This is a genomic window from Bradyrhizobium sp. 1 (genome assembly GCF_023073315.1).
Lineage (GTDB): Bacteria > Pseudomonadota > Alphaproteobacteria > Rhizobiales > Xanthobacteraceae > Bradyrhizobium.
In genome coordinates, this window is the sequence record NZ_JADPJH010000018.1 from 87,875 (window position 1) to 108,944 (window position 21,070).

Consider the following 21,070-nt stretch of genomic DNA (forward strand, 5'->3'; position numbering starts at 1 on the left):
GAAAAGCGCCTACTGCGCCGTTTCGATCTTCAGCTGCTTGATCTTCCGATACAGCGTGGCGCGACTGAGCTTCAGTGCGCGCGCTGTCTCCGTGACGCGGCCATCATGCTTGCGCAAGGCGTCGACGATCGTCGCGCGCTCAGCCGCCGCGAGATCCGGCTCCGCGGTCCGTCCACCGAACGGCGGCAGATCGAGATCGGCATCGGTAATGACGCCGTCCTCCGCCGTGCAGCCGGCGAGCCGCAGCACATGGCGGAGCTGACGCATGTTGCCGGGATAGGGATAGGCCGCGAGCAGCGACCAGGCCTCATCCGAAAGGCGGCAATTCGGCGCCTCTTCCCGCGCAATCTGGCGGATGACGTCGTCCCGGTCGGCGCGTTCGCGCAAGGCGGGCAGCCGCACCTCAATGCCGCGCAGGCGGAAATAGAGATCGGCGCGGAACGCCCCCTCTTCCGCCATGCGGCCGAGATCGCGGTGGGTGGCGCTGATCAGGCGGATATCCACCGGCACGGGCTTCAGCGCACCGAGCGGCCAGACCTCGCGGTTCTCCAGCACACGCAGCAGACGCGTCTGCAGCGCGATCGGCATGTCGCCGATCTCGTCCAGGAACAGCGTGCCGCCATCAGCCTGCGCGATCAGGCCCTTGGAGCCGTCGCGCCGCGCGCCGGTGAAGGCGCCGGCCTCGTAGCCGAACAGCTCGGCGTCGATCAGGCTCTCCGGCATCGCCGCGCAATTCAGCGCGACATAGTTGTTGCGCGCGCGGTTGCTCGCGGTATGAATGGCGCGCGCGAATACGTCCTTGCCGACGCCGGTCTCACCATGCAGCAGCACCGGCAGATTGTGATCGCCGATGCTTCGGAGCCGTTTGACGCTCTTGATCAGGCCGGGATCGCGGCCAGCGAGCCGGTGCAAGGCATCGAAGCGATCGACAGGCGCATCGCGGCGCGGCGCCTGCGTCCCCCTCGACGATTTGGCACGCAGCGGCGGCGCGACATGGCCCTGGCCCAATGGCCGGCCGTCGGCGCGGCGCAGCTCGACGATTTCGTCCGCACCACGCGCAGCATGATGATCGAACTTGATGTAGCGCGACAGATCGATACCCGATGCGATCAGCCCGTCGGTGAGGCCCAGCAGCGCACGCGCCGAACGGCAGGCGCCGACGATGCGGCGGTCGTCGTCATAGGCGAGCAGGCCGCTGCCGCCGTCGCCGGGCACGGTCGCGATCCAAAATTCGCGGAAATGGCCGCGGAAGATTGCGCCCTCCATCCGCCGGGTCGCTTCCATCGTCACCGCGAGCGCGAGCTGATGCGCCCCGCGCTCCAGATCCTCGCGGCAGGAGGTGATGTTGACGGCACCGGCGAGCCGCCCGGCCTGGTCGAACAGCGGCGCCACGGCACAGGAGAACATGTGCCACTGCGCACGAAAATGTTCGTCGCGATGCACCAGGATCGGCTTCTGCTCGGCAAGCGCAGTGCCGAGCCCGTTGGTGCCCTCAAACGTTTCGGCGAAGTTCGAGCCGGTGTAGATCTTCCAGTCCATGAACATCCGTGCATCGGCCTCGCCGGGCAGGCGGCTGAACAGCATGGTCGCGTTGGTGTCGGCCAGATTGACGCAATAGCCGGCGTCACGCAGCACGCGGGCGAGGTCGTCGAGCTCGGGCATCGCGAGCCGGATCGTCTCCTCCATCGGCTCGGCGACATGCCGGATCTCGGCCTCGGTGAGCGTCTGCGGCGGGCCCTGGCGAGCGGGATCGAGCTTGTGGCTAATCAGGCAGCGCCGCCAGGAATTGGCGATGCGCGACGAGGCGTCGACGTCGGCCACATGATTGGCGACGGACAAGACACGGGCGACATGGTTCGAGGCCGAAAGGCTGGCCATCGCGGACGTCTCCACCCTGTATTATTGTGCAAAGTCTGGCACCACAGGCGGGGATGTCAATCGGGAACCGGGACGCAAGCTTGCTGCAGTGCCCTCACCACGTGTCGATGCAGGGCCGCTTCTTCGTCGTCCTCGGTGCCGGCTTTGGTACCGAGCGCAGCCCCGCCATGATCCAGCGACGCGTCTCGGCGGGATCGATGACGTTGTCGATCTCGAACACCGAGGCGATCGAGACCGCCTTGCCGTTGGCGTAGAGCTCGGCGACCTTGTTGCGGTAGTAAGTCTCGCGCTCCTCCGGATCAGCGATCGCCTCCATCTCCTTGCGGAAGCCGAGGCGGACATAGCCTTCCAGGCCCATGCCGCCGAATTCGCCGGTCGGCCAGGCCGCCGTGAAGAACGAGGCGTGGAAGCCGCCGCCGATCATCGACTGCGCGCCCAGCCCATAGCCCTTGCGCAGCACGAGGCCGAACAGCGGCACGGTGATGCTGGCGCCGGTCACGAACATGCGCGAGACGTGGCGCACGATCGCGGTCTTCTCGGCTTCCGGGCCGACCATGAAGCCGGGCGTGTCGCAGAGCGAGACGATCGGCAGGTCGAAGGCATCGCAGAGCTGGAGGAAACGCGCGGCCTTGTCGCCGGCGTCGGCATCGATCGCGCCGCCGAGATGGCGCGGATTGTTGGCGATCAGGCCAAACGGTTTGCCTTCGATGCGGATCAGCGCGGTGATCATGCCGACGCCGTAGTCGCGGCGCAGCTCCAGCACTGAACCCTTGTCCGCGACGAGGTCGATCACGCTGCGGATGTCGTAGACGCGCAGGCGGTTCTCGGGGATCGCGCGGCGGAGCAGGCGCTGATCGGCGGCTTCCCAATCCTTCACCGCGCCCTGGAAATAGGACAGATATTTTTGCGCGGCGAATGTGGCTTGCTCCTCGTCCTCGACGAGGATGTCGATGACGCCATTTGGCGACTGGAACGAAACCGGCCCAACCTCGGCCGGATGATAGACGCCGAGGCCGCCGCCTTCGATCATGGCGGGGCCGCCCATGCCGATCGAGGCGTTCTTGGTGGCAATGATGACGTCGCAGCAGCCGAGCATCGCGGCGTTGCCGGCAAAGCAATAGCCGGAGACGACGCCAATCACGGGCACGAGGCCGGAGAGCCTTGCGAATTGCACGAAGGATGGGCCGTCGAGGCCGGTCATGCCGAGCCGGTCGGTGTCGCCGGGCCGGCCGCCGCCGCCCTCGGCATAAAACACCAGCGGCACGCGCCAGTCTTCCGCAAGGGTGAGCATGCGGTCGATCTTCTTGTGGTTCATGTGGCCCTGCGTGCCCGCGAGCACGGTGTAGTCATAGGCCACGACAACGCAGCGCCCGCCCTCCGGACCGAACTTCTCGGCGTTGACCGTGGCAACGCCCATGACGAGGCCGTCGGCCGGCGTGTTCTTGACGAGGTCGTCGAGCTTGCGGCGGCGCCGCTGCGCCGCAATCGCAAGGCTGCCGTACTCCATGAACGAGCCATCATCGACCAGCTGCGCGACATTCTCGCGCGCGGTGCGCTGGTTGGTGTTGCGGCGGCGTTCGACCGAGGCCGGACGGTTCGCATCCAGCGTGTTGGCCTGGCGCGCCATCAGCTCGGCGAGATCCGGGCGGATGTGGTCGAGATCGATGTCGGCTTCCGCCGCTGTGCTATCAGCCGCGACGTCGAGCGGTTCGAGATACATGATGGGCTCGCCATGCATCAGCGTGACGCCGTCGCCGGAGACGAGTTTTGTCACGCGCCCGCCCTGCTCGGCCATGACCAGGTGCTCCATTTTCATGGACTCGATCACGGCCAGCTGCTGGCCGGGACGCACGATCTCGCCTTCCTTGACCTGGATGGTGACGATGGTGCCTTGCAAGGGTGCAGCGACCATCACCGCCCCCTCAGGCACGACTTGGACCACATGCGCCTCGGTGCCGTGCCCGCTCCGCTCGGCCGCAGCAAAGTAGAGCGGCTTGGCCGCGCCATCGACCTCCTCGACGAGCTTAGCGATATTGCGGTCGATGAAGTCGGTCGCGATGCGGTTGATCTTGAAATCCGGATGCGCGAGCACCGCCTGGAGGAAGGCGATGTTGGTGACGACGCCGTCGATCCGGAATTCACGCAAGGCGCGCGAGGCTTTTGCAACGACGTCAAGCCAGGCCCCACCCGGCGTATGCACGATGACTTTTGCAAGCAGCGAGTCGAAGGCGGCGCTGGTTTTGTAGCCGGCATAGCCAAAGCTATCGACACGCGCGCCTGGTCCAGACGGTGGCTCGAACACAGCCAGCACGCCGCCGGTCGGATGCGTGGCGCCTGTTGCGTCCAGCGTCTCCATGTTGACGCGGAGTTGCATCGCATAGCCGCGCGGCTTCGGGATCGAGCCTTGCGCAAGACCGAGGGACGCGAGCGTTGCGCCCGCTGCGACGGCAAGCTGGGCGCGGACGAGATCGAGGCCGAGCACCTCTTCCGTCACGGTGTGCTCGACCTGGAGCCGTGGATTGGCCTCGATGAAGGCAAAGCTGTCCTCGGCCGTGCCGTCGACCAGAAATTCGAAGGTGCCGAGATTGTCGTAAGTCGCCGCCGTCGCAAGCTGCTTCGCCGCTTCGATGATGCGCCTGCGCAGGGCATCGCTCAGCGACGGGCTCGGCGCCACCTCGACCAGCTTCTGGTGCCGGCGCTGGATGGTGCATTCGCGCTCCCAGAGATGGGAGATCGCACCAAAACGATCGCCGATGATCTGCACCTCGATATGGCGCGCCTGCCGGATCAGCCGCTCGGCATAGACGCCGTCGAAGCCGAACGCCGCCTTGGCCTCGGACTGGCAGCGCGCATAGGCTTCCGCGAGATCGGCAGCGTTCTCCACGACCCGCATGCCGCGGCCGCCACCGCCCGCCATCGCCTTGATCACGATCGCCGCATTGCTGCCGAGCGAGGTAAAGAACGCCGTGATCTCCCCGAGGCTCGACGGCCCGCTGGTGCCGGCGATGATCGGCACGCCGCAGCGCTTGGCCAGCTGCCGTGCCGCGACCTTGTCGCCGAACAGTTCGAGCGCCGTCACCTTTGGCCCGACGAAAGTGATGCCTGCATCGGCGCAGGCTTTTGCGAACGCCGCGTTCTCGCTCAGAAAACCGTAGCCGGGATGCACGGCGTCGCAGCCGGCGCTCCTCGCCGCCTTCACCACGGCCTCGATATCGAGATAGGCCCGTGCGCCTCGGCCCGGAATTTCGACGGCCTCGTCGGCAACCCGCACATGCAGCGACAGCGCATCGTCGGCGGGATGGATTGCGACCGTCGCGATGTCAGCGTCGGCCGCCGCACGTGCGATGCGGATGGCGATCTCGCCCCGGTTGGCAATCAGGAGCTTCTTGAACGACATGCGGCGTCTCCATGCCGCGCAACAACGCGCGGGTCGGCAGGTTCGATCATCCTGCTTCTTCACTTTAGCCGCGACCGTCAAGGGCAAGTAGCCCGGCCGCGATGACCGGTACCGCGGGCCGGAATATCAACTGCCTGCGCGCGCCCTGATGAGGCGAATAATCCGCGCCACGGCAGACGGTATCGGCGCGATAATCTGAACGGCGAACATCGGCTGCAGCTCACGCGCAGCCTCGCCCAGTGGCCCGCCGCCGATGATCACGGCCTCCGCTCCGTCCCGCGCGATGCAGGCCTCGACCGCACCGGCGAGCGCTGCGCGGAGCCGTGCCGGATCACGCATCAGCGCTTCGGGATCGCCATCGGCGAAGCGCGTACCGGTATAATGCGATCGCAATCCCAATGCTTCCGGCAGTGTATCGATCTTCGCTTCCAACAGCGGGGTCGTGGTCGCCACACCGAAACGGCGACCGTTCTCTGCAGCCTCGCGCATCGACGATTCGCCGATGCCTGCCGCGGGCAGCTTCATCGCCGCCTTGATCCCGGCGAGGCCCGGATCGCCAAACGCCGCCACAATGATGCCGTCGCAAGAATTCTGATGCGCCCGTGCGATCTCCTCGACCTCGGGCGCAGCCACCTCCAGCGCGTCCGGCGTCACGATCATCGACGGTGCCCGCTTCGCCGTGGCGCCAACGATGTCGAAGCCATCCGGGGCGACAGACTTCGCGATGGCGACCATCATCGCGGTCGTCGCCTCATTACTGTTCGGATTGATCAGGAGGATACGGCGGCCCGCCATATTATCCGCCCGCCCGCGCACGCGCGCCGATCTCCTGGAAGATCGCGGTGAGTTCGTCGACCTCGTCCTCGCCCTCCGTCGGCCTGATCCGCTGCTCCATCTCCTCGATATGATGACGCATGGCATGGACCGCGCCGGCCTTGTCGCGCGCCAGGATCAACGCCCCGATGTCGGGGTGCGAATCGGGCGAGCAGTCCGGCTCGCCCGGCTGCTCGAACGTCGCGATCGCAAGCGACGTCCGCAGCATCAGCTCGCGCGACATCTCCAGCAGCACGCGGTTGCCGGCGAGCTTGGCCACCAGAATGTGGAAGTCCGCCGTGAGCGACAGCGAGGCCCACCGGTCGTTGCGATCATGGCGCGCCTCGAGCTCCATATGGGCCTTCAGCTCGGCCTTGCCTGCCTTGTCGAGCCGGTCGATGGCGGCAGCGACGGTGGCAGTCTCGATGATGCGGCGCGCGGCAAAGATATCCTGGGCTTCCTCCCAGCTCGGCCGGTACACGAACGCGCCGCGGTTGGGAATCTGCATCACCACGTTGCGCGAGGCGAGATGTGCGAGCGCCTGGCGGATGTGAATCCGCGTGGTGCCGAACGCAGCCGCGAGCTTGTCCTCGCCGAGCTTGGCGCCGGGCTTGAGGCGCTTCTGGCTGATCGCGGTCAAGATGCCCTGAACCACCGGATCGTCGTCAATGCTGCGCGGATCGACGGCATCCGGCTCGGGACGTTTCGGCTCGGAACGCCTCGGCTTGCGCTTGAGGGGGCGGGTTCGCTTCATCCATCGTTTTTACAGGACTTTGCAGCGTTGCCGCAGCCCATTTTTTATACAAACCAACCCGCCAACTGTTTACAATATAGCCAACAGATTGGCGCCAATTTATGGCGCCTAGAACTATCCAAGCGTTGGCAACAGCTTAGCGCGCTGACCCTGCTGGCACGACGATTGCTAACTCCCCTCGCGCAGGACAACGCGAACGATGGAGCTGGCGTTGAGCGACGTGCGCGGACATTCGCTGGATCTCAACGGCATCGGCCACGCTTTCGGCGCGACGGTTGCGCTGGACGAGATCAATCTCACTGTTGCAGCCGGCGAGTTGATCGCGCTGCTCGGTCCGTCCGGCTGCGGCAAGACGACGATGCTCCAGATCATTGCCGGCTTCCTGCGCCCATCCAAAGGCGAAGTCCGCTTCGACGGCGCGCGGGTCGAGCACATCCCAGCCAACCGCCGCCGCATCGGCATGGTGTTCCAGAACTACGCGCTGTTTCCGCATCTCACCGTGTTCGAGAACGTCGCCTACGGCCTGCGCGCGCGCAAGACTGCGAATGCCGAGGTCACCGCGAAGGTCGAGCAGATGCTCGGCCTCATCCAGATGGCGGCGTTCGCGCGACGGCTTCCGGGAGAGCTGTCCGGCGGACAGCAGCAGCGCGTCGCGCTGGCGCGCGCACTCGCGATCGATCCGGGCCTCGTGCTGCTCGACGAACCGTTCTCGGCGCTCGACAAGAATCTGCGCCTCGACATGCAGATCGAGATCAAAAGCTTGCTGAAGACCTTCGGCGTCACCTCGATCATCGTCACGCACGACCAGGAGGAGGCGCTGTCGATGGCCGACCGCATCGTCGTGCTCAACAAGGGACGGATCGAGCAGATCGACAGCCCGGATGCGCTCTACGACCGCCCGGCGAGCCTGTTCATTTCGAGCTTCATCGGCCACACCAATCTGCTGCGCGGCACCGTCACCGAAACGGATCGCGTGTTGCTGGATGCAGGGCCCGAGATCGACCTCGGGCGCTCCGTACAGCGCCGGCGCGGTACGCCGGTGACGATCTCGGTGCGGCCGGAGAACATCGCATTCGGCACTGAGCGACCCGGCGCGATTCCCGTCACGATCCGCACCACCGTGCCGCTCGGCGCCGTCAGTGTCACCGAGGGCGTCACCACGAGCGGCGAGGCCGTGAAGATCAGCCAGGCGCGGGCCGCCGGCATCGCCAAGGCGCAGGCTGGCGAAACCGCCTGGCTCGCGATCACCGACACCTCGCGCGTCAGCATCTTCAGCACGCCGGTCGACGATTTCACAAAGCATCAGCAAAGGAGTGTTTGACATGAGCCTATCCCGGAGATCGCTGCTCACCTCAGGTTCGGCCGCGCTTGCGGCGGCAAGCCTCGGATGGCCGACATCATCGCGCGCGGCCTCCTCGATCGTGGCGACGACCTATCCCGGCAGCTTTGACGAAGCCTTCCGCTCCGTGGTCGGACCGGCCTTCAAGAAGACAAGCGACGGCGGTGTCACCTTCACGCCGCTGCTCGGCGTCGACCAGATCGGCAAGATCCAGGCCTCGCGCAACGCCCCGCCCTTCGACGTCGTGCTGTTCGACGAGGGCCCGCTGATCCCGGCGATCGCGAGCGGCGTGCTGGAAAAATTCCCCGCCGAGCAGTCGAAATCCTATGCCGACATCCCGAGCGCGTTCCGCCATCCTGACGGTTACGCCCCTGTCATCACCTGTCAGTTGATCGGCATCGCCTACAATCCGAAGAAGATTACGACGCCGCCGACCTCATGGGAGGATCTGTGGAAGCCGGAATACAAGGGCCGCGTCGGCATCACCGGGCTCGGATCGAGCCTCGGCACCGCCTTCATGGTCGAGATCGCAAAGCTGAACGGCGGCTCCGAGACCAACATCGAGCCGGCATTCGAAGCCATCAAGAAACTGCTGCCGAACGTCGGCGCGATCGCGGCCTCGCCCGGTGCGCTGGCCGCGCTGTTCCAGCAGGGTGAGATCGATATCGCCTTCAACTTCTGGAACAACGTCGCGCTGCTCGCCGCCAAGGGCGTCGACATCGCCTTCGCCAAGCCGAAGTCCGGCGCCGTCGTGATCCGCACCAGCGCGCAGATCGTGAAGAACAACCAGGACCCGAAGGCGGTGCTGGACTATCTCGACACGGTGATGTCGATCGAGACGCAGAAGGGGCTCGAGGCGTCGCCCTGGGTGATGATGCCGACCAACAGCAAGGTGGCGCTATCAGGCGCCAACCTCACCGTGGCCAAGAGCGTCGACGATCTCGTCGCCAACAATGTCCTGCTCGACTGGACAAAATTCCAGGCGATGCGCGGCGAATGGATCACCCGCTTCAGCAAGGAAGTGAAGATCTAGATGGTTCCGGCAGGCACGAACGCATCGAGACAGCTGCTGCCGGTAATTCCGCTGGCAGTGTTGTTCCTTGCAGCCTTCGTGCTGCCGCTGGCCGCGCTTGTGCTGGTCAGCCTGTTTCGCGATCCACAATTCTCGGGCCTGTCGCTGGTGCAATATCTGCGATTCATCTCTGACCCGTTCAGCCTCAAGGTGCTGTCGGATACGCTGTGGCTCGGCGCCGAGGTCGCGCTGGCGGCGTTGGTCCTCGCCTATCCGCTCGCGCTGGTCTACGTCGCGAGCGGCCCGTTCATGCGCACGCTGATCACCTTCCTGATCATGCTGCCGCTCCTGACCAGCACGGTGGTGCGGACCTTTGCCTGGATCGTCATCCTCGGCCGCGACGGCATCATCAATTCGGCGATGCTGTCGCTCGGGCTCTGGCAGGCGCCCGCCCGGCTGCTCTACACCTGGGAGGGCATGGTTCTGGCCTTGACCCAGATCCAGCTTCCCTTGATGGCGCTGCCTGTCATCAACAGCCTGCTGCGGCTCGACGGCAATCTGACGCGGGCGGCGGAAGGATTGGGCGCAAGCCGGGCCCGCATTTTCCTCACCGTCATCCTACCGCTGACATTGCCGGGCGCGATCGCCGGCTGGCTACTCGTCTTCGCTGCGGCTGCGACCGCCTTCATCACGCAGACGCTGGTCGGCGGCGGGCGCATCATCCTGATGCCGTCCTATATCTATCAGCAGGCGGTCGGCGTGCAGGACTGGCCGTTCTCGGCCGCGCTGTCGCTGATCTTCACGCTGGCTGTGACCGGCATCGTCTTTGCGGTCGGCGCGCTGTCACGCCGCTATTTGCGAGGCGTCGATGCAGCGTAGCTTCATCGACCGCCTCTATTTCGGTGTCGTCGGAACGCTCACCAGCTTCGGGATGCTGCTGCTGCTGGCGCCCACGCTGGTCGTGCTTGTCATCTCGTTCACCGACGGCATCACGCTGAAGTTCCCGCCGCCGAGCTGGTCGCTGCGCTGGTATGTCGAGCTGCTGCAATCGCAGGAGATCATCGCACCCGCGCTGACCAGCCTCAAGGTCGCGGCAGCGGCGACGATCCTCTCCGCGGTGCTCGGCGGAGCCGCAGCACTCGGGCTCGCGCGAAGCCGACTGAAGATCGCGCGCGCCCTGGACGCGCTGTTCATGTCGCCGATGGTACTGCCCGCGATGGCGTTCGGCCTGTCGCTGCTGCTGGTCTTCAACCTGCTCGGCATCCGCCTGTCGGCGGCGACCCTGGTGCTCGGCCACACCATCATCTGCGTGCCCTTCGTGATCCGAATGGTCGGCGCCTCGGTGCAGCAGCTCAATCCGGTGCTGATCACCTGCTCGCTCAGCCTCGGCGCCAGCCATTGGTACACGTTCCGCCGGATCACGCTGCCGCTGATCCGCCGCGGCATCGTCGCGAGCTGCTTTGTCGCGTTCCTGACGTCGTTCGACAATGTGCCGGTGTCGCTGTTTCTGGCCGACGCGCGCACCGAGGTGCTTCCAATCAAGCTCTGGGCAATCCTCGAAGGCAGCCTCGACGTGCGGGTCGCCGCGGTCTCCGGCGTGATCGTACTTTTGACGCTGGCCGGTCTCGTCTGTGCGGAAATCTTCGGCGGCGTCAGCCGTCAGATCGGGAGCCGCTGACCATGCCGATCGAGCGCGACCTCCGCGGATATGGAAGGGCACGCCCGGATATCATCTGGCCCAATGGCGCCCGCGTGGCGGTGTCGCTGGTGGTGAATTTCGAGGAAGGCGCCGAGCTCGCGGTCGAGCAGGGCGACGCCGAGACTGAGCGCTATGGCGAGGTCGCCTCGACATCTCCGCCGGGAGTCCGTGATCTCGTGCAGGAGCAGGTGTTCGACTACGGCATGCGTGCCGGCCTGTGGCGCTTCCTCGACGCTTTTGCGGACGCCAATGTCCGCTCGACCTTCATGATGTGCGGCCGCGCGGTCGAGCGCGTGCCCGAGATCGCCCGCACCGTGGTCGAGGCCGGGCACGAGCCGGCGGTGCACGGCTGGCGCTGGCTCCCGCACGCGCTTTACCGCGATGCCGAAACCGAACGTCGCGACATCGAGAAGACACGTAAAATCGTTGCGCGCGCGACCGGCATTACGCCGGTCGGCTTCATGACGCGTGGCAGCCAGAGCGCATGGACACGTGACCTCTTGATCGAGCTCGGCTTCGCCTACGATTCCAACGCGCTCGACGACGACCTGCCCTATTGGAGCCGATCACAGCAAGGATCGATGCTGGTGCTGCCCTACGGCTTCGACACCAACGACATGAAGTTCTTCCACCCGAACGGTTTTGTGCAGCCGGATGACTTTTCGCGTTACGTCAGCGCGGCGCTCGCGACGCTGATTGAGGAGGCTGAACGGGGCCAATCCTCGATGCTGTCGATCGGATTTCATTTACGCATCTGCGGCAGGCCGGCCCGCTTCCGCGCCGTGCGCGCCATCCTCGCCGAGCTTGCACGGCTGGAAGGCCGCGTCTGGGTCGCAACGCGCGCCGACATCGCGGCGCATTTTCGCGCGGTCGCGCGTTAGGCCGCCCGCACGCCCGCAACGAAGGTACTGACCTCGTTCTCGAGCGATTGCAGCTTCTGCGTCAGCCGGCCGCTCGATTGCAACACGACGCCGGCGGCCTGGCCGGTCTCGGCCGTCGCATCGGTGACGCCGGAGATATTTTGCGAGACCTGGTCGGTGCCGGAGGCCGCCTCCTGCACACTGTGGGCGATTGCGGCGGTCGCAGCCCCCTGCTCCTCGACCGCAGCTGCGATCGACGAGGAGATCTCGTTGACCTCCATGATGGTCTTGCGAATGCTCTCGATGTTGCCGACGACCTGGTTGGTCTCGGCCTGGATCGCGGTTATCTGCGCGCCGATCTCGTCGGTCGCCTTCGCGGTCTGGCTCGCCAGCGATTTCACTTCGCTTGCGACCACTGCAAATCCCCTGCCGGATTCGCCGGCGCGCGCGGCCTCGATGGTGGCGTTGAGCGCGAGCAGGTTGGTCTGCGAGGCGATCTGGTTAATGAGGTCGATGACCTCGCCGATCTTGTGGGCGGCCGCAGCGAGCCCCTGCACGGTATCGTTGGTGCGCTGGCCGTCGGCAGCTGCCTTGTCAGCCACGCTTGCCGCCTGCGCGACGCGTTGGCTGATCTCGGTGATCGAGGCCGACAGCTGGCCGGCGGCGGACGCCACCGTCTGCACGTTGCTCGACGCCTGCTGGCAGGCGGTCGCGACGAAGCTCGCGCGATCGGTCGCCTTGTTGGCGGTCTCGGACATGCCTTGCGCGGCCTGCTGCATCGCGCGCGCCTCGTTGAAGACGTCGCGCACGACGGCCTGAACGTTCGCCTCGAACTTGCCGGCGAGGTCGGTCATCGTCCTGCGCTTCTCGTCGTCGGCCCGCTGCTTGGCTTCCTGCTGCTCGGCGTGCATCCGGCCCACCGCCGACGCATTGTCCTTGAACACCGCAAGCGCCTTGGCGAGCCCGCCGACCTCGTTGCTGCGGTCGGTGTAGGGCACCTCGAACGCACTGTCGCCGGCGGCGAGACGCTCGGTCAGCGCGGTGATCCTTGCGAGCGGCCGGGTCACGCTGCGGCCGATCATGAAGGACGCGGCGAGCACGAGCACGAGCACAACGAGGCACACCAGCGCAAAGGTCATCGCGTCCTGGCGGAACACGGCATCGACGTCGTCGAGATAGATGCCGGTGCCGACGATCCAGCCCCAGGGGGCGAAGCCCTTCACATAGGAGATTTTCCCGACCGGCTGGTCGAAGCCGGGCTTCGGCCAGAGATAGCTGTAGAAGCCCGCGCCCTGTTTCTTGACAACGTCAACGAAGCCGACGAACAGCGCGTTGCCGGAGGGATCCTTCATCCCGGAAAGATCCTTGCCGTCGAGCTCGGGCTTGATCGGGTGCATGACCATCTTGGGGGCCATGTCGTTGATCCAGAAGTACTCGACCTTGTCGTAGCGAAGGCTCTTGATCTCGGCGATCGCACCCGCCTGCGCCTGTTCGCGCGGGAGTTTTCCTTCGCTCTCGAGCTTCTGGTAATGCGCCAGAATGCCGTAGCCGACGTCGACCATGTGCTGGGTCTTGGCCTGGCGATCGGCGACCATCTGGCTGCGCAGTGTCGAAAGCGCGATCGGCGCCAGCGCGATCATGCCGAGAAGGCTGATGCCGACAATCAGGACCAGCTTGAAACTGATGCGGGAGAAAATCATCGGTACTCGCAATTTTGGCGGGGCTGATATGCCAGTTTATCCCGTTCGCCTTAGCAAACCTTTAAGCATTCGGGTTCCCGGAAGACTCCGCAAAATCACCGGAAGCGGACGCGGCGATCGCCTGGGTCGATCCAGCGTTCGTGTGAGCACATTTTAGAATTCGTCGACATTCACAGCTCAGCAAAATCTAGAAGACCTCGATATCGGCCTTCCCGACGTTGACTTGCGCGAGCCTCTGGCAGAACGATCGGCGCAGATATTTTGCGCCAGAAGCGGCGTGAGCGCAGCCAAGGCGGAAGCTCAATGCATCAATCGACACCCGCCAAATCGCCCGACCTTCCCGCGCTGTGTGCGGCGGAACGGCTCTTCGTCTGGGGATTTCGCGCCAAGGCGCGCAGCGGAACGGCCGTTCCGACCGCAGCCGACATCCAGCAGGTCTACGATCATTTTCGCGTCGGCGATGCGGTGCCTTCGCTGGAATCCATCATCGAGATCTTTGCCTGCACGGCGCATACGGCCATCGAGGTTCATTGCCCCACCTGTCCGCGCATGTCGGAGAGCGAGCATGGAATTTTGCACGCCATCGCCGCGGCACAGCAGGAGCGCCTCGACGTCGCACGCGCGCAGTTCGAAAGCTGGCTGCCGCCCGTCGGTGCAGATTGGGCGCTGGCGCCGGTTCGGGGGCTTGCAACGATCTTCCGCATGGCTGGCCTCATCCTGCCCGACCGGCGCGTTCAATCGCTTGACCTTGGGCGGACGATGGCGATGAAGAGCTGGTTCGTTGGTAGCCCCACATTGCACTGACGAGATCACGATGATGCAGGATGCGTGCGGTTCTGTGGCAATCCCGGAGACCGGCCAGCCGCGGCTCTGTCCGCTGCAAGCCGCACTTTCGACGCGGCCCAACATCGAAAGCTATGATGAGTTTTGCCGCGTCGCGCTGTCGCTGCTCCGCTTCATTGGCGCTGCCTACACGACCGGCGCGTCGGACTGCTGGGAGGCGGCCTATCGCTTCGCCGACGAGGCACCCGATATCGCCGACAGCCCGCTGCTGGTCGCGCGCGCTGCCGCGCTGGTCAGGATCCTGCGCAGCGGCCGGCCGTGCGAGCTGTGCTTCATGCCGCCGTCGTGCCGGCGCCTGTCAAAGGACGAGGCCGCGTTGATGCGGCTGCTGTCGGTCGCGCGCAGCAAGCAGCCTGGCGAACTCGAGACCATCGTCTGTCAGTTCGTCGGCAATGAGAACGGGATCGCCACGATTCGGGCCGTCAACGCGCTTGCATGCTGCTGATCTTTTGATGGGTTCTACTCGCGCATGGAGCCCTCTTGCGGTATCGAGATCGTCATGGAGACGCAGTGCTCGATGCTCTCCATGAAACCTCCAGACGGCTCCGGCGATCACCACCGCTGGGGTCGTCGCTCTCATGCCATCGGCTGGCTGCCTTTCTTGCCGAGCACGAGATCGACCGTGTGAGCGGCAATCTTGCGCAACTGAGGTTCATCGCCGAAGGCACGTTCGAGCACCGCGAGGCCACGCGTGACCGTGATGATGTGCAGTGCTGCCGCCGCGGGATTGCCGTTGAACTCACCGCGCGCCGCACCCGCCGACAACGCATCCTGAACGAGCGCCGTGATGCGTGAGACGAGGTTCGCAAAGGCCTGGCGCGCGTCCTCGTCCAATCCTTCGCCCTCAGCCGCGCCGAGCTCCATCAAGCCGCGCGTGGTCGGACATCCCCGTGGCGGCGAGCCGGAGCGGAAGCTGGTGATGGTGAGGTCGAAGAACGCGGCGAGGCGCTTTCGCAAGGAGCCTGCACTGAGTGCCTTTTGCAGGGCGACGAGATAATCGCCCGCATAGCGCTCATAGGCCTGGAGGAACAGGGCCTCCTTGCTGCCAAATGCATTGTAGAGGCTGCCGCGCTGGACGCCGGCGTCGCGCGCGATGTCCGACAGCGAGGTGCCGCGCACGCCCTTGCGCCAGAACTGGTCGAACGCGATGCGCAGGACGTCGTCGTGGTCGAACTCGCGTGGTCTCAAATCTGGCTCCTCCGCCCGGCGGCAATATTTGACACGATGTCAAAAACATGTTTTCTCGACATCGTGTCAAAAACTAATTGGGATTGATATCCCGTTTCGTCAATAAGCCAACGGCCAGCGCGGATCATGCGCCTGGCCGATCAGACCCGCATGCAGAGGGACCAACTGATGCCTCTCCTCCATATCTCGATGCGCACTGGCAAGCCTGAAACCTACCGGCAGGCGATCCTCGACGGCCTCTATCGCGCCATGCGCGAGGCGCTGAACGTGCCCGAGGGCGACGAGTTCATGACCATCAGCGAGCTTTCGCCCGCGAACTTCCGTTGCGGCAATGCCTACGGTGTCAACCGCAGTGACGATGCCGTGCTGATCCAGATCACCGTGTTCGCCTCGCGCACCGCCGAGCAGAAGAAGGCGCTGTACCGGCGGATCGCGGAGTTGCTCGTAGAAAGTCCGGGCATTCGGCCAGAGGACGTGTTCGTCAATTTGCTCGATGCTCCCGCGGAGAACTGGTCCGTCGGAAACGGCCTCGCGCAGTTTGCATGAGCCGTGCGGGATGTAATTTCACTCCGCAACGCACGCCTCCATGATTCCGTCGAGCTCGGCCTTCGAGAGCACGCCGAGCTCGGCGATGAAGACGATCCGCGACCGCGGCACGCCCGACGCAGGCGCCTCACCTGGCGCCAGCGTCGCGCGGCCGGCGGCGAACTGAAACACCATCTGGCGGCCGGGCTGCTCGATGGTCTCGAACAGGCCTTTCGCGCGCGCAAGCTTTGGTGCCAGACGGCCGATGGCCTGTTGCAGGCGCGGCAGCGACAGCGGCTGGTCCGAGGTCCAGCTCAGTGTCTCAAAACGTTCCTCGGCCGGACGTTTCGGCCCCGGTTCGCGCGGCGTGGGTGCGCGATCGATGGTCGCCGGAAACAGCAGCGCTGACGGAATCTCTCCGTGTTGTGCATCGACGACCTCGGCCGGGACTCGCTGCGCGCGGATGGCCTCGCGTATGCGGACACCCGCGCCTTCGTCCGCCAGATCCAGCTTGCTCAAGGCTACAATATCGGCGACGCGCAGCTGCGAACGATGCAGCGCGTCGTCGAAGGCGGACGCCGGTGTCGCCGCATCCATCACGCACAGCACCGTCTCCAGCAGTGCCTCGCGCAGGATGACGGGGTCCATCAGGTTGCGGACGATGTCGGAGGGATCAGCGACGCCGCTGGTCTCGATCACGATATACTCGGGCTTCGGATCGCGCCGCAGCAGCGTCGAGAGCGTGCGCAACAGATCGCCTTCGAGCGAGCAGCAGATGCAGCCATTGGCAAGGCTGACCACGCCGTCGCTCGCGCCGGCGATCAGCTCCGCATCGATGTTGATCGCGCCAAAGTCGTTGACGATTGCGGCGATGCGCCGTCCCGCCGCGTTCGCCAGCAAGTGGTTGACGACCGTGGTCTTGCCCGCCCCCAGAAAGCCCGTCACCAGGAGAATGGGGACCGGCATGTATCAGCTCTCGACGACGGGACGGCGCACGGGCTTTCCGGGCCGCGCCGCCACATCCAGCACGCCGTCGCTGATCAGCGGCTGGCCGCTGACGACGAGATGCCGCACGCCCTCGGACGGCCGGTTCATCGCCGTGAAAGTCGCGCAGTCCGAGAGCTTCTCGTAGTCGAACACGACGATGTCGGCATCGGCATCCTTCGTGAGCCGGCCCTTGGCGCGCATCGCAGGCGTGCTCTGCGACAGGATCTCGGCCGGGATCAGCGCGCATTTGCGCACGCCTTCCAGCAGCGACACGGTCTTGCGCTCGCGCACCCATTCGCGGATGAACTTCGTGAAGCAGCCGGCCGAGCGCGGATGCGAGGTGGCGTCATCCGGCAGCGGCCAGGCATCGCCGGTGTAGGTCTTGCCGTCCGACGTCGTCCACGGCATCGCGTCGGATGCAATCGCGCCGCCGGGATAGAGCACCGACATGTCCAGCAGATCGCGGTGGTGCGCATTGTTGTCGGTGTCGAGGATGTGCCAGAGCACCAGCGAGGACGGCTCGTCGGCCTGCGCCTTCAAGAGCTCCTCGCGGTCGTGGAAGCGGTAGCCGTCGGTCACGCGCTGCACCGAATCGTAGCCGGTGCCGTTGCGCTCGACGAATTCGGGGTCGCTGAAGAAGGCCGCGGCCAGCACGGTCGAGCCGGTGCCGTAAGGATAGGCCTCGACGGTGATGGGCAGGCCGTAGGCCTGCGCCTTGGCGATCAGCACGCGGCAACGCTCGATGTCGGTCTTGCTCGACGAGTTGAAATGGCAGATGTGCATATGCGCGCCGGTGGCGCCGGCATAGCCGATCAGCCGGATATAGGCTTCCACCGCGCTTTCGGGGTCGATGCGCGACATGAAGGCGACATGGGTGAAGGTCGGCACGTCCTTGGCTGCAGCCAGCTGGCAGACCGCCGTCAACTCCTGCACGCCGGCGCCCGGCGCATAGGCGTTCAGGATGCCGATGCCGATGCCACCCTCGTTCAGGCCGCGCGTGAGGCGCTCGAGGACGCCTGATACCTCCGCATCGGTTGCCACGTTGTCTATCCAGCGGCGATCGCGCATGGCGTTGCCGAACGCCTCCAGCGAGCTCTCCGCATTGGAGCCGGTCATCGCGCCAATACGCGCGAAAGCCCAGTTCGTCGCCGCGCCGTAGTTCAGCACGCGACCTTTCCTCGCCTGGCGCTCATACCAGGACCCGACCGGCAGCACGCCGGCCTCGAGATCGAGCGTCGTCGTCACCCCGTCGAACGCCTGCATGCGATCGGCCGGGATCGACTGGCCATGTGCGTGCAGGTCGATGAAGCCGGGCGCGACCACGAGGCCGGTGGCGTCGATCACCCGCTCGGCACCGCCGAGGCCCGTGCCGACAGCGGCGATCCTGCCGTCCACCACCGCCACATCGCCAACGGCGTCCATCCCGCTCGCGGGATCCACCACCCGGCCGCCAGAGATCACCAAACCGCTCATATCGTCACTCCAAAAAGCAGAAAGCCATGGCCTCCAAAGGCCCGGCGGCAGCTTCGGAGGGTGAGAGCGGCCGTATCGCGCACCGTCCCGGCGCGCATAGTGCAGATTTTCAGCCAGCCGACCACCACCGCGGATGCCGATGCTGCATGCTCTTACGGGGAGGTCGGTGCTCGCGGAAGTGTTCGATTTGGAAAGCCACAACGCCGTCGGCCGATCGACACGCGCTCGCGTCCTCGCGGCATGATTTGCCCGAGCTGTGCTTCTCGTCACACCCTCTCGGAAAGAAAGGGCGCAGGGAAGACCGGGCGACGGCTGGCACCCATAAGACCCCCATGCTGAATGGATGCACACGCAATGCACAGGGGAGACACAGGGCAGCCGAAACCAGGCCTTCCCTGCGCGATGGTTTGACGGCCTGTGCCGCGCTCTCCCGGGAGCCGAATTCCTTCTGGCCTCCCTCGCCCCCGCGACATTCATGCTTCTCGCGCCGGTGACGCGATAATGCCTTCGCCAGGGCTTGACCGTAGCAACGACGGTCAGGACCATACGGTTTCGCCGTACGCAGGCGACCTTGCTTCGCCAAGAGGCTTCGCAAAGCTTAGGCGCCGTCCGTCTTCGCGGTTCGCGCCATGCTCACGAGGTTCATCTCGCCCTGCACGCGCAAGCCCGCCTTTAACGCCGCCCGCGTCCACCGCAACCCAGCCCGCGTTCGTGGCGACGTACGACCGCCCCTTTGGTGGGCTGGGATGGGCGAGACATACGCCGTTTCCGAATTTCGGTAAAGTGGAATATTATTGGCGAGGCGATTGACAGCGATCGGGAGTGTTTCGCGCGACAAGCAGATCGCCATCGAAAGCTCCGCCCCCCTTACAGAATTTACGCATTGCGGTATTTTACCGTCGATGGAGAGGGCCATGCCAGCAAGTATCGAGGATATTACCCAGGCCTTCGAGTTCGCCAATACCGACGGCAACCTGGGACAATTTTGCGCCTTCGTCTGCAAGCAGACCGGGACAATCCATTATCAAACCGATTTTCCGGATTCAGACGAGTTTCACGACGAACTGCCGGACGACATCCACGACGAGGAGAAATACGTGGCGCTTCCGAAGAAGCGTGAACTCGGCCTGGGCAAGCCGCTGGTGCTCGACTTCGCGCGCGAGTTCTTGCCCGACGATTTCGACACCGTTCGCGATGCCTTCAGCAGGCGGGGCGCCTATCTGAAATTCAGGACTCTGCTCACCAGACGAGATGCGATCGATCGCTGGCATGACTTCGAAGCGAGAGCGAAAGAGCGAGCGTTGCGCGACTGGTGCGCGCTGCATGAGATTGAAATCGTCGGCTGATCTGGCGCTCGTTATGGCGCCATGCCCGTGCAACCGACCGCGCAGCTAGTCCGCCGTCTTCTCGCCCCCATTGTCATCCAAGGGAGTCAGGCGGGGCGCGTTACGGTGGGCAAAGTTCCCAAAGGTTCCATGTGATCAACCGACGTCTCCTGCACGGCGACTCCCGTCATTCTGTTTCGCGCCGCGCGCTCCTCGGCGGAATTTTGTCGGCAGGGAGTGCCCTCGCGCTCGGCGGATGCGCAGGCCTCGGTGCGACCGGCGCGCGCTTCGACGCGTCGTCCCTTTCGGTTGACCCCACATTGCTCGTCACCACCACGCGCAAGCCCGTGAACGGCGGTCGCACCAAACCCTGGTTCGGGCCGGAGCGCGCGACGACCATGACGCTCGCGCGGGCGAAGCTGGTGGCGCCGGACGAGAGCCGTCTTTCTCTCGCCTCGGTTGGACTTGGCGATTGGCGCCTTGACCGGGTCGAACCGGTGTCGGCCGACGTTGGCGATCTCGTTGCGCAGGCCGGCGGAGGCGACGTGCTGATCTATGTGCACGGCTTCAAGCAGACGTTCGAGACGGCGGTGCTGGATGGCGCCCATCTCTCCGACGGGATCAAGTTCCGCGGCCGGACCATGGTGTTCTCCTGGCCCTCCAAGGCAGGACTGTTCGACTATGCCTATGACCGCGACAGCGCGATGTGGTCTCGCGACGAGTTCGAGCGCGTGCTCTCCGCGCTCGTGTCGGCGCCAGGCACCGGCCGCGTGCACATCGTTGCGCACAGCATGGGAACCATGCTGACGCTCGAAAGCCTGCGTCAACTCTATGCGCGATACGGCGACACAATCACGGGCAAGATCGGCGCGGTCGTGTTTGCCGCGCCTGATATCGACATGGATGTGTTCTCGTCGGCGATCCAGCGCATCAGTCCGCTCGCCGCCAAAATCACCGTGATCGCCGCGACGAACGATCGCGCACTGGCGCTGTCGGGACAAATCGCAGGTGGAATGACCAGGGTCGGCGCCGCCGAGAAGGCCGTCATCGCGCAGCTCGGTGTGCGCGTGGTCGATGCCTCGCAGGAAGGCTGGGGCATCATCAACCACGATCTGTTTCTGTCGAATGCGGAAGTGCAGCGGGTGATCCGCCGCTCGATCGACGGCACGATCGCATGAGAGTGCGCCTGCGCCGAGCCGTGCGAAGAGGCCTGCCTACAGCGGATGCTCGCGCTCGGCGTTTCGAAGTATGCGCCCGACTCCCTGTTGGCGATGGAG

The 21,070-nt window shown here is 65.2% G+C and carries 18 protein-coding genes; 10 read left to right on the plus strand and 8 right to left on the minus strand.

All coding sequences use genetic code 11. The features are described from left to right. Nucleotides 1-9: 9 nt before the first annotated feature. From IVB29_RS12785 to IVB29_RS12800, 4 genes are all read right to left on the minus strand, one after another. Nucleotides 10-1,878, minus strand: coding sequence for a sigma-54-dependent Fis family transcriptional regulator (locus IVB29_RS12785; RefSeq protein WP_247503730.1), 1,869 nt, complete (start codon nt 1,876-1,878; stop codon nt 10-12). Between the two features lie 94 nt (nt 1,879-1,972). Next, nucleotides 1,973-5,275, minus strand: a complete 3,303-nt coding sequence (locus IVB29_RS12790; RefSeq protein ID WP_247503731.1) for a carboxyl transferase domain-containing protein — start codon at nt 5,273-5,275, stop codon at nt 1,973-1,975. A gap of 126 nt (nt 5,276-5,401) precedes the next feature. Further along, entirely contained in the window at nt 5,402-6,070 is a 669-nt protein-coding gene (locus IVB29_RS12795) for an aspartate/glutamate racemase family protein (protein WP_247503732.1), read from the minus strand. 1 nt (nt 6,071) lies between these two features. Continuing rightward, complete coding sequence (locus tag IVB29_RS12800; protein WP_247503733.1) at nt 6,072-6,842, minus strand: GntR family transcriptional regulator; 771 nt, start codon at nt 6,840-6,842, stop codon at nt 6,072-6,074. A 199-nt stretch (nt 6,843-7,041) separates the two neighbouring features. Between IVB29_RS12800 and IVB29_RS12805 the strand changes: the two genes are divergently transcribed. The 5 genes from IVB29_RS12805 to IVB29_RS12825 are packed head-to-tail and all read left to right on the plus strand — an operon-like array spanning nt 7,042 to nt 11,773. After that, nucleotides 7,042-8,163: an ABC transporter ATP-binding protein gene (locus tag IVB29_RS12805; protein ID WP_247503734.1), complete on the plus strand. Its 1,122-nt coding sequence runs from the start codon at nt 7,042-7,044 to the stop codon at nt 8,161-8,163. Between the two features lies 1 nt (nt 8,164). Next, complete coding sequence (locus IVB29_RS12810; RefSeq protein WP_247503736.1) at nt 8,165-9,214, plus strand: extracellular solute-binding protein; 1,050 nt, start codon at nt 8,165-8,167, stop codon at nt 9,212-9,214. Then, complete coding sequence (locus IVB29_RS12815; protein ID WP_247503737.1) at nt 9,215-10,072, plus strand: ABC transporter permease; 858 nt, start codon at nt 9,215-9,217, stop codon at nt 10,070-10,072. After that, nucleotides 10,062-10,871 carry an ABC transporter permease gene (locus IVB29_RS12820; protein WP_247503738.1) on the plus strand — a complete coding sequence of 270 codons (810 nt, stop codon included), beginning with the start codon at nt 10,062-10,064 and terminating at the stop codon, nt 10,869-10,871. The genes IVB29_RS12815 and IVB29_RS12820 overlap by 11 nt, the downstream gene beginning before the upstream one ends. Nucleotides 10,872-10,873: 2 nt before the next feature. Then, nucleotides 10,874-11,773 (plus strand): polysaccharide deacetylase family protein, encoded by a 900-nt coding sequence (locus IVB29_RS12825; RefSeq protein WP_247503739.1) that lies wholly within the window; start codon nt 10,874-10,876, stop codon nt 11,771-11,773. Here IVB29_RS12825 and IVB29_RS12830 read toward each other — a convergent pair. Further along, nucleotides 11,770-13,452 (minus strand): cache domain-containing protein, encoded by a 1,683-nt coding sequence (locus tag IVB29_RS12830; protein WP_247503740.1) that lies wholly within the window; start codon nt 13,450-13,452, stop codon nt 11,770-11,772. The two genes, IVB29_RS12825 and IVB29_RS12830, sit on opposite strands and share 4 nt — an antisense overlap. 303 nt (nt 13,453-13,755) lie before the next feature. Here IVB29_RS12830 and IVB29_RS12835 point away from each other — a divergent pair, with 303 nt between their 5' ends. Both IVB29_RS12835 and IVB29_RS12840 read left to right on the plus strand, forming a co-directional pair. Next, nucleotides 13,756-14,256 carry a hypothetical protein gene (locus IVB29_RS12835; RefSeq protein ID WP_247503741.1) on the plus strand — a complete coding sequence of 167 codons (501 nt, stop codon included), beginning with the start codon at nt 13,756-13,758 and terminating at the stop codon, nt 14,254-14,256. Between the two features lie 10 nt (nt 14,257-14,266). Next, nucleotides 14,267-14,740 carry a hypothetical protein gene (locus IVB29_RS12840; RefSeq protein ID WP_247503742.1) on the plus strand — a complete coding sequence of 158 codons (474 nt, stop codon included), beginning with the start codon at nt 14,267-14,269 and terminating at the stop codon, nt 14,738-14,740. A gap of 131 nt (nt 14,741-14,871) precedes the next feature. On the opposite strand, the gene IVB29_RS12845 is transcribed toward IVB29_RS12840, so the two are convergent. Continuing rightward, nucleotides 14,872-15,483 (minus strand): TetR/AcrR family transcriptional regulator, encoded by a 612-nt coding sequence (locus tag IVB29_RS12845; protein ID WP_247503743.1) that lies wholly within the window; start codon nt 15,481-15,483, stop codon nt 14,872-14,874. Between the two features lie 168 nt (nt 15,484-15,651). Here IVB29_RS12845 and IVB29_RS12850 point away from each other — a divergent pair, with 168 nt between their 5' ends. Then, nucleotides 15,652-16,029, plus strand: a complete 378-nt coding sequence (locus IVB29_RS12850) for a tautomerase family protein (protein WP_247503744.1) — start codon at nt 15,652-15,654, stop codon at nt 16,027-16,029. Nucleotides 16,030-16,047: 18 nt separating this feature from the next. On the opposite strand, the gene IVB29_RS12855 is transcribed toward IVB29_RS12850, so the two are convergent. Beyond that, the gene (locus tag IVB29_RS12855) at nt 16,048-16,974 is read right to left on the minus strand and encodes a GTP-binding protein (protein WP_247503745.1); all 927 of its coding nucleotides are present in this window, start codon (nt 16,972-16,974) and stop codon (nt 16,048-16,050) included. Nucleotides 16,975-16,977: 3 nt separating this feature from the next. Further along, the gene (locus IVB29_RS12860; protein ID WP_247503746.1) at nt 16,978-18,468 is read right to left on the minus strand and encodes an amidohydrolase family protein; all 1,491 of its coding nucleotides are present in this window, start codon (nt 18,466-18,468) and stop codon (nt 16,978-16,980) included. An 806-nt stretch (nt 18,469-19,274) separates the two neighbouring features. Between IVB29_RS12860 and IVB29_RS12865 the strand changes: the two genes are divergently transcribed. Together IVB29_RS12865 and IVB29_RS12870 are read left to right on the plus strand one after the other, a co-directional pair. Beyond that, nucleotides 19,275-19,814: a hypothetical protein gene (locus tag IVB29_RS12865; protein WP_346731285.1), complete on the plus strand. Its 540-nt coding sequence runs from the start codon at nt 19,275-19,277 to the stop codon at nt 19,812-19,814. A gap of 203 nt (nt 19,815-20,017) precedes the next feature. Beyond that, a complete protein-coding gene (locus IVB29_RS12870) occupies nt 20,018-20,971 on the plus strand; it encodes an alpha/beta fold hydrolase (protein WP_247503747.1) in 954 nt (317 codons plus the stop codon). Nucleotides 20,972-21,070: the final 99 nt, after the last annotated feature.

Bases quoted from the DNA above. Each gene is read 5' to 3' on its own strand.
- IVB29_RS12840 (WP_247503742.1), top strand. From the start codon at position 14,267: ATGATGCAGGATGCGTGCGGTTCTGTGGCAATCCCGGAGACCGGCCAG.
- IVB29_RS12835 (WP_247503741.1), top strand. From the start codon at position 13,756: ATGCATCAATCGACACCCGCCAAATCGCCCGACCTTCCCGCGCTGTGT.
- IVB29_RS12810 (WP_247503736.1), top strand. From the start codon at position 8,165: ATGAGCCTATCCCGGAGATCGCTGCTCACCTCAGGTTCGGCCGCGCTT.
- IVB29_RS12800 (WP_247503733.1), bottom strand. From the start codon at position 6,842: ATGAAGCGAACCCGCCCCCTCAAGCGCAAGCCGAGGCGTTCCGAGCCG.
- IVB29_RS12855 (WP_247503745.1), bottom strand. From the start codon at position 16,974: ATGCCGGTCCCCATTCTCCTGGTGACGGGCTTTCTGGGGGCGGGCAAG.
- IVB29_RS12805 (WP_247503734.1), top strand. From the start codon at position 7,042: ATGGAGCTGGCGTTGAGCGACGTGCGCGGACATTCGCTGGATCTCAAC.
- IVB29_RS12830 (WP_247503740.1), bottom strand. From the start codon at position 13,452: ATGATTTTCTCCCGCATCAGTTTCAAGCTGGTCCTGATTGTCGGCATC.
- IVB29_RS12785 (WP_247503730.1), bottom strand. From the start codon at position 1,878: ATGGCCAGCCTTTCGGCCTCGAACCATGTCGCCCGTGTCTTGTCCGTC.
- IVB29_RS12860 (WP_247503746.1), bottom strand. From the start codon at position 18,468: ATGAGCGGTTTGGTGATCTCTGGCGGCCGGGTGGTGGATCCCGCGAGC.
- IVB29_RS12850 (WP_247503744.1), top strand. From the start codon at position 15,652: ATGCCTCTCCTCCATATCTCGATGCGCACTGGCAAGCCTGAAACCTAC.
- IVB29_RS12790 (WP_247503731.1), bottom strand. From the start codon at position 5,275: ATGTCGTTCAAGAAGCTCCTGATTGCCAACCGGGGCGAGATCGCCATC.
- IVB29_RS12820 (WP_247503738.1), top strand. From the start codon at position 10,062: ATGCAGCGTAGCTTCATCGACCGCCTCTATTTCGGTGTCGTCGGAACG.
- IVB29_RS12825 (WP_247503739.1), top strand. From the start codon at position 10,874: ATGCCGATCGAGCGCGACCTCCGCGGATATGGAAGGGCACGCCCGGAT.
- IVB29_RS12815 (WP_247503737.1), top strand. From the start codon at position 9,215: ATGGTTCCGGCAGGCACGAACGCATCGAGACAGCTGCTGCCGGTAATT.
- IVB29_RS12795 (WP_247503732.1), bottom strand. From the start codon at position 6,070: ATGGCGGGCCGCCGTATCCTCCTGATCAATCCGAACAGTAATGAGGCG.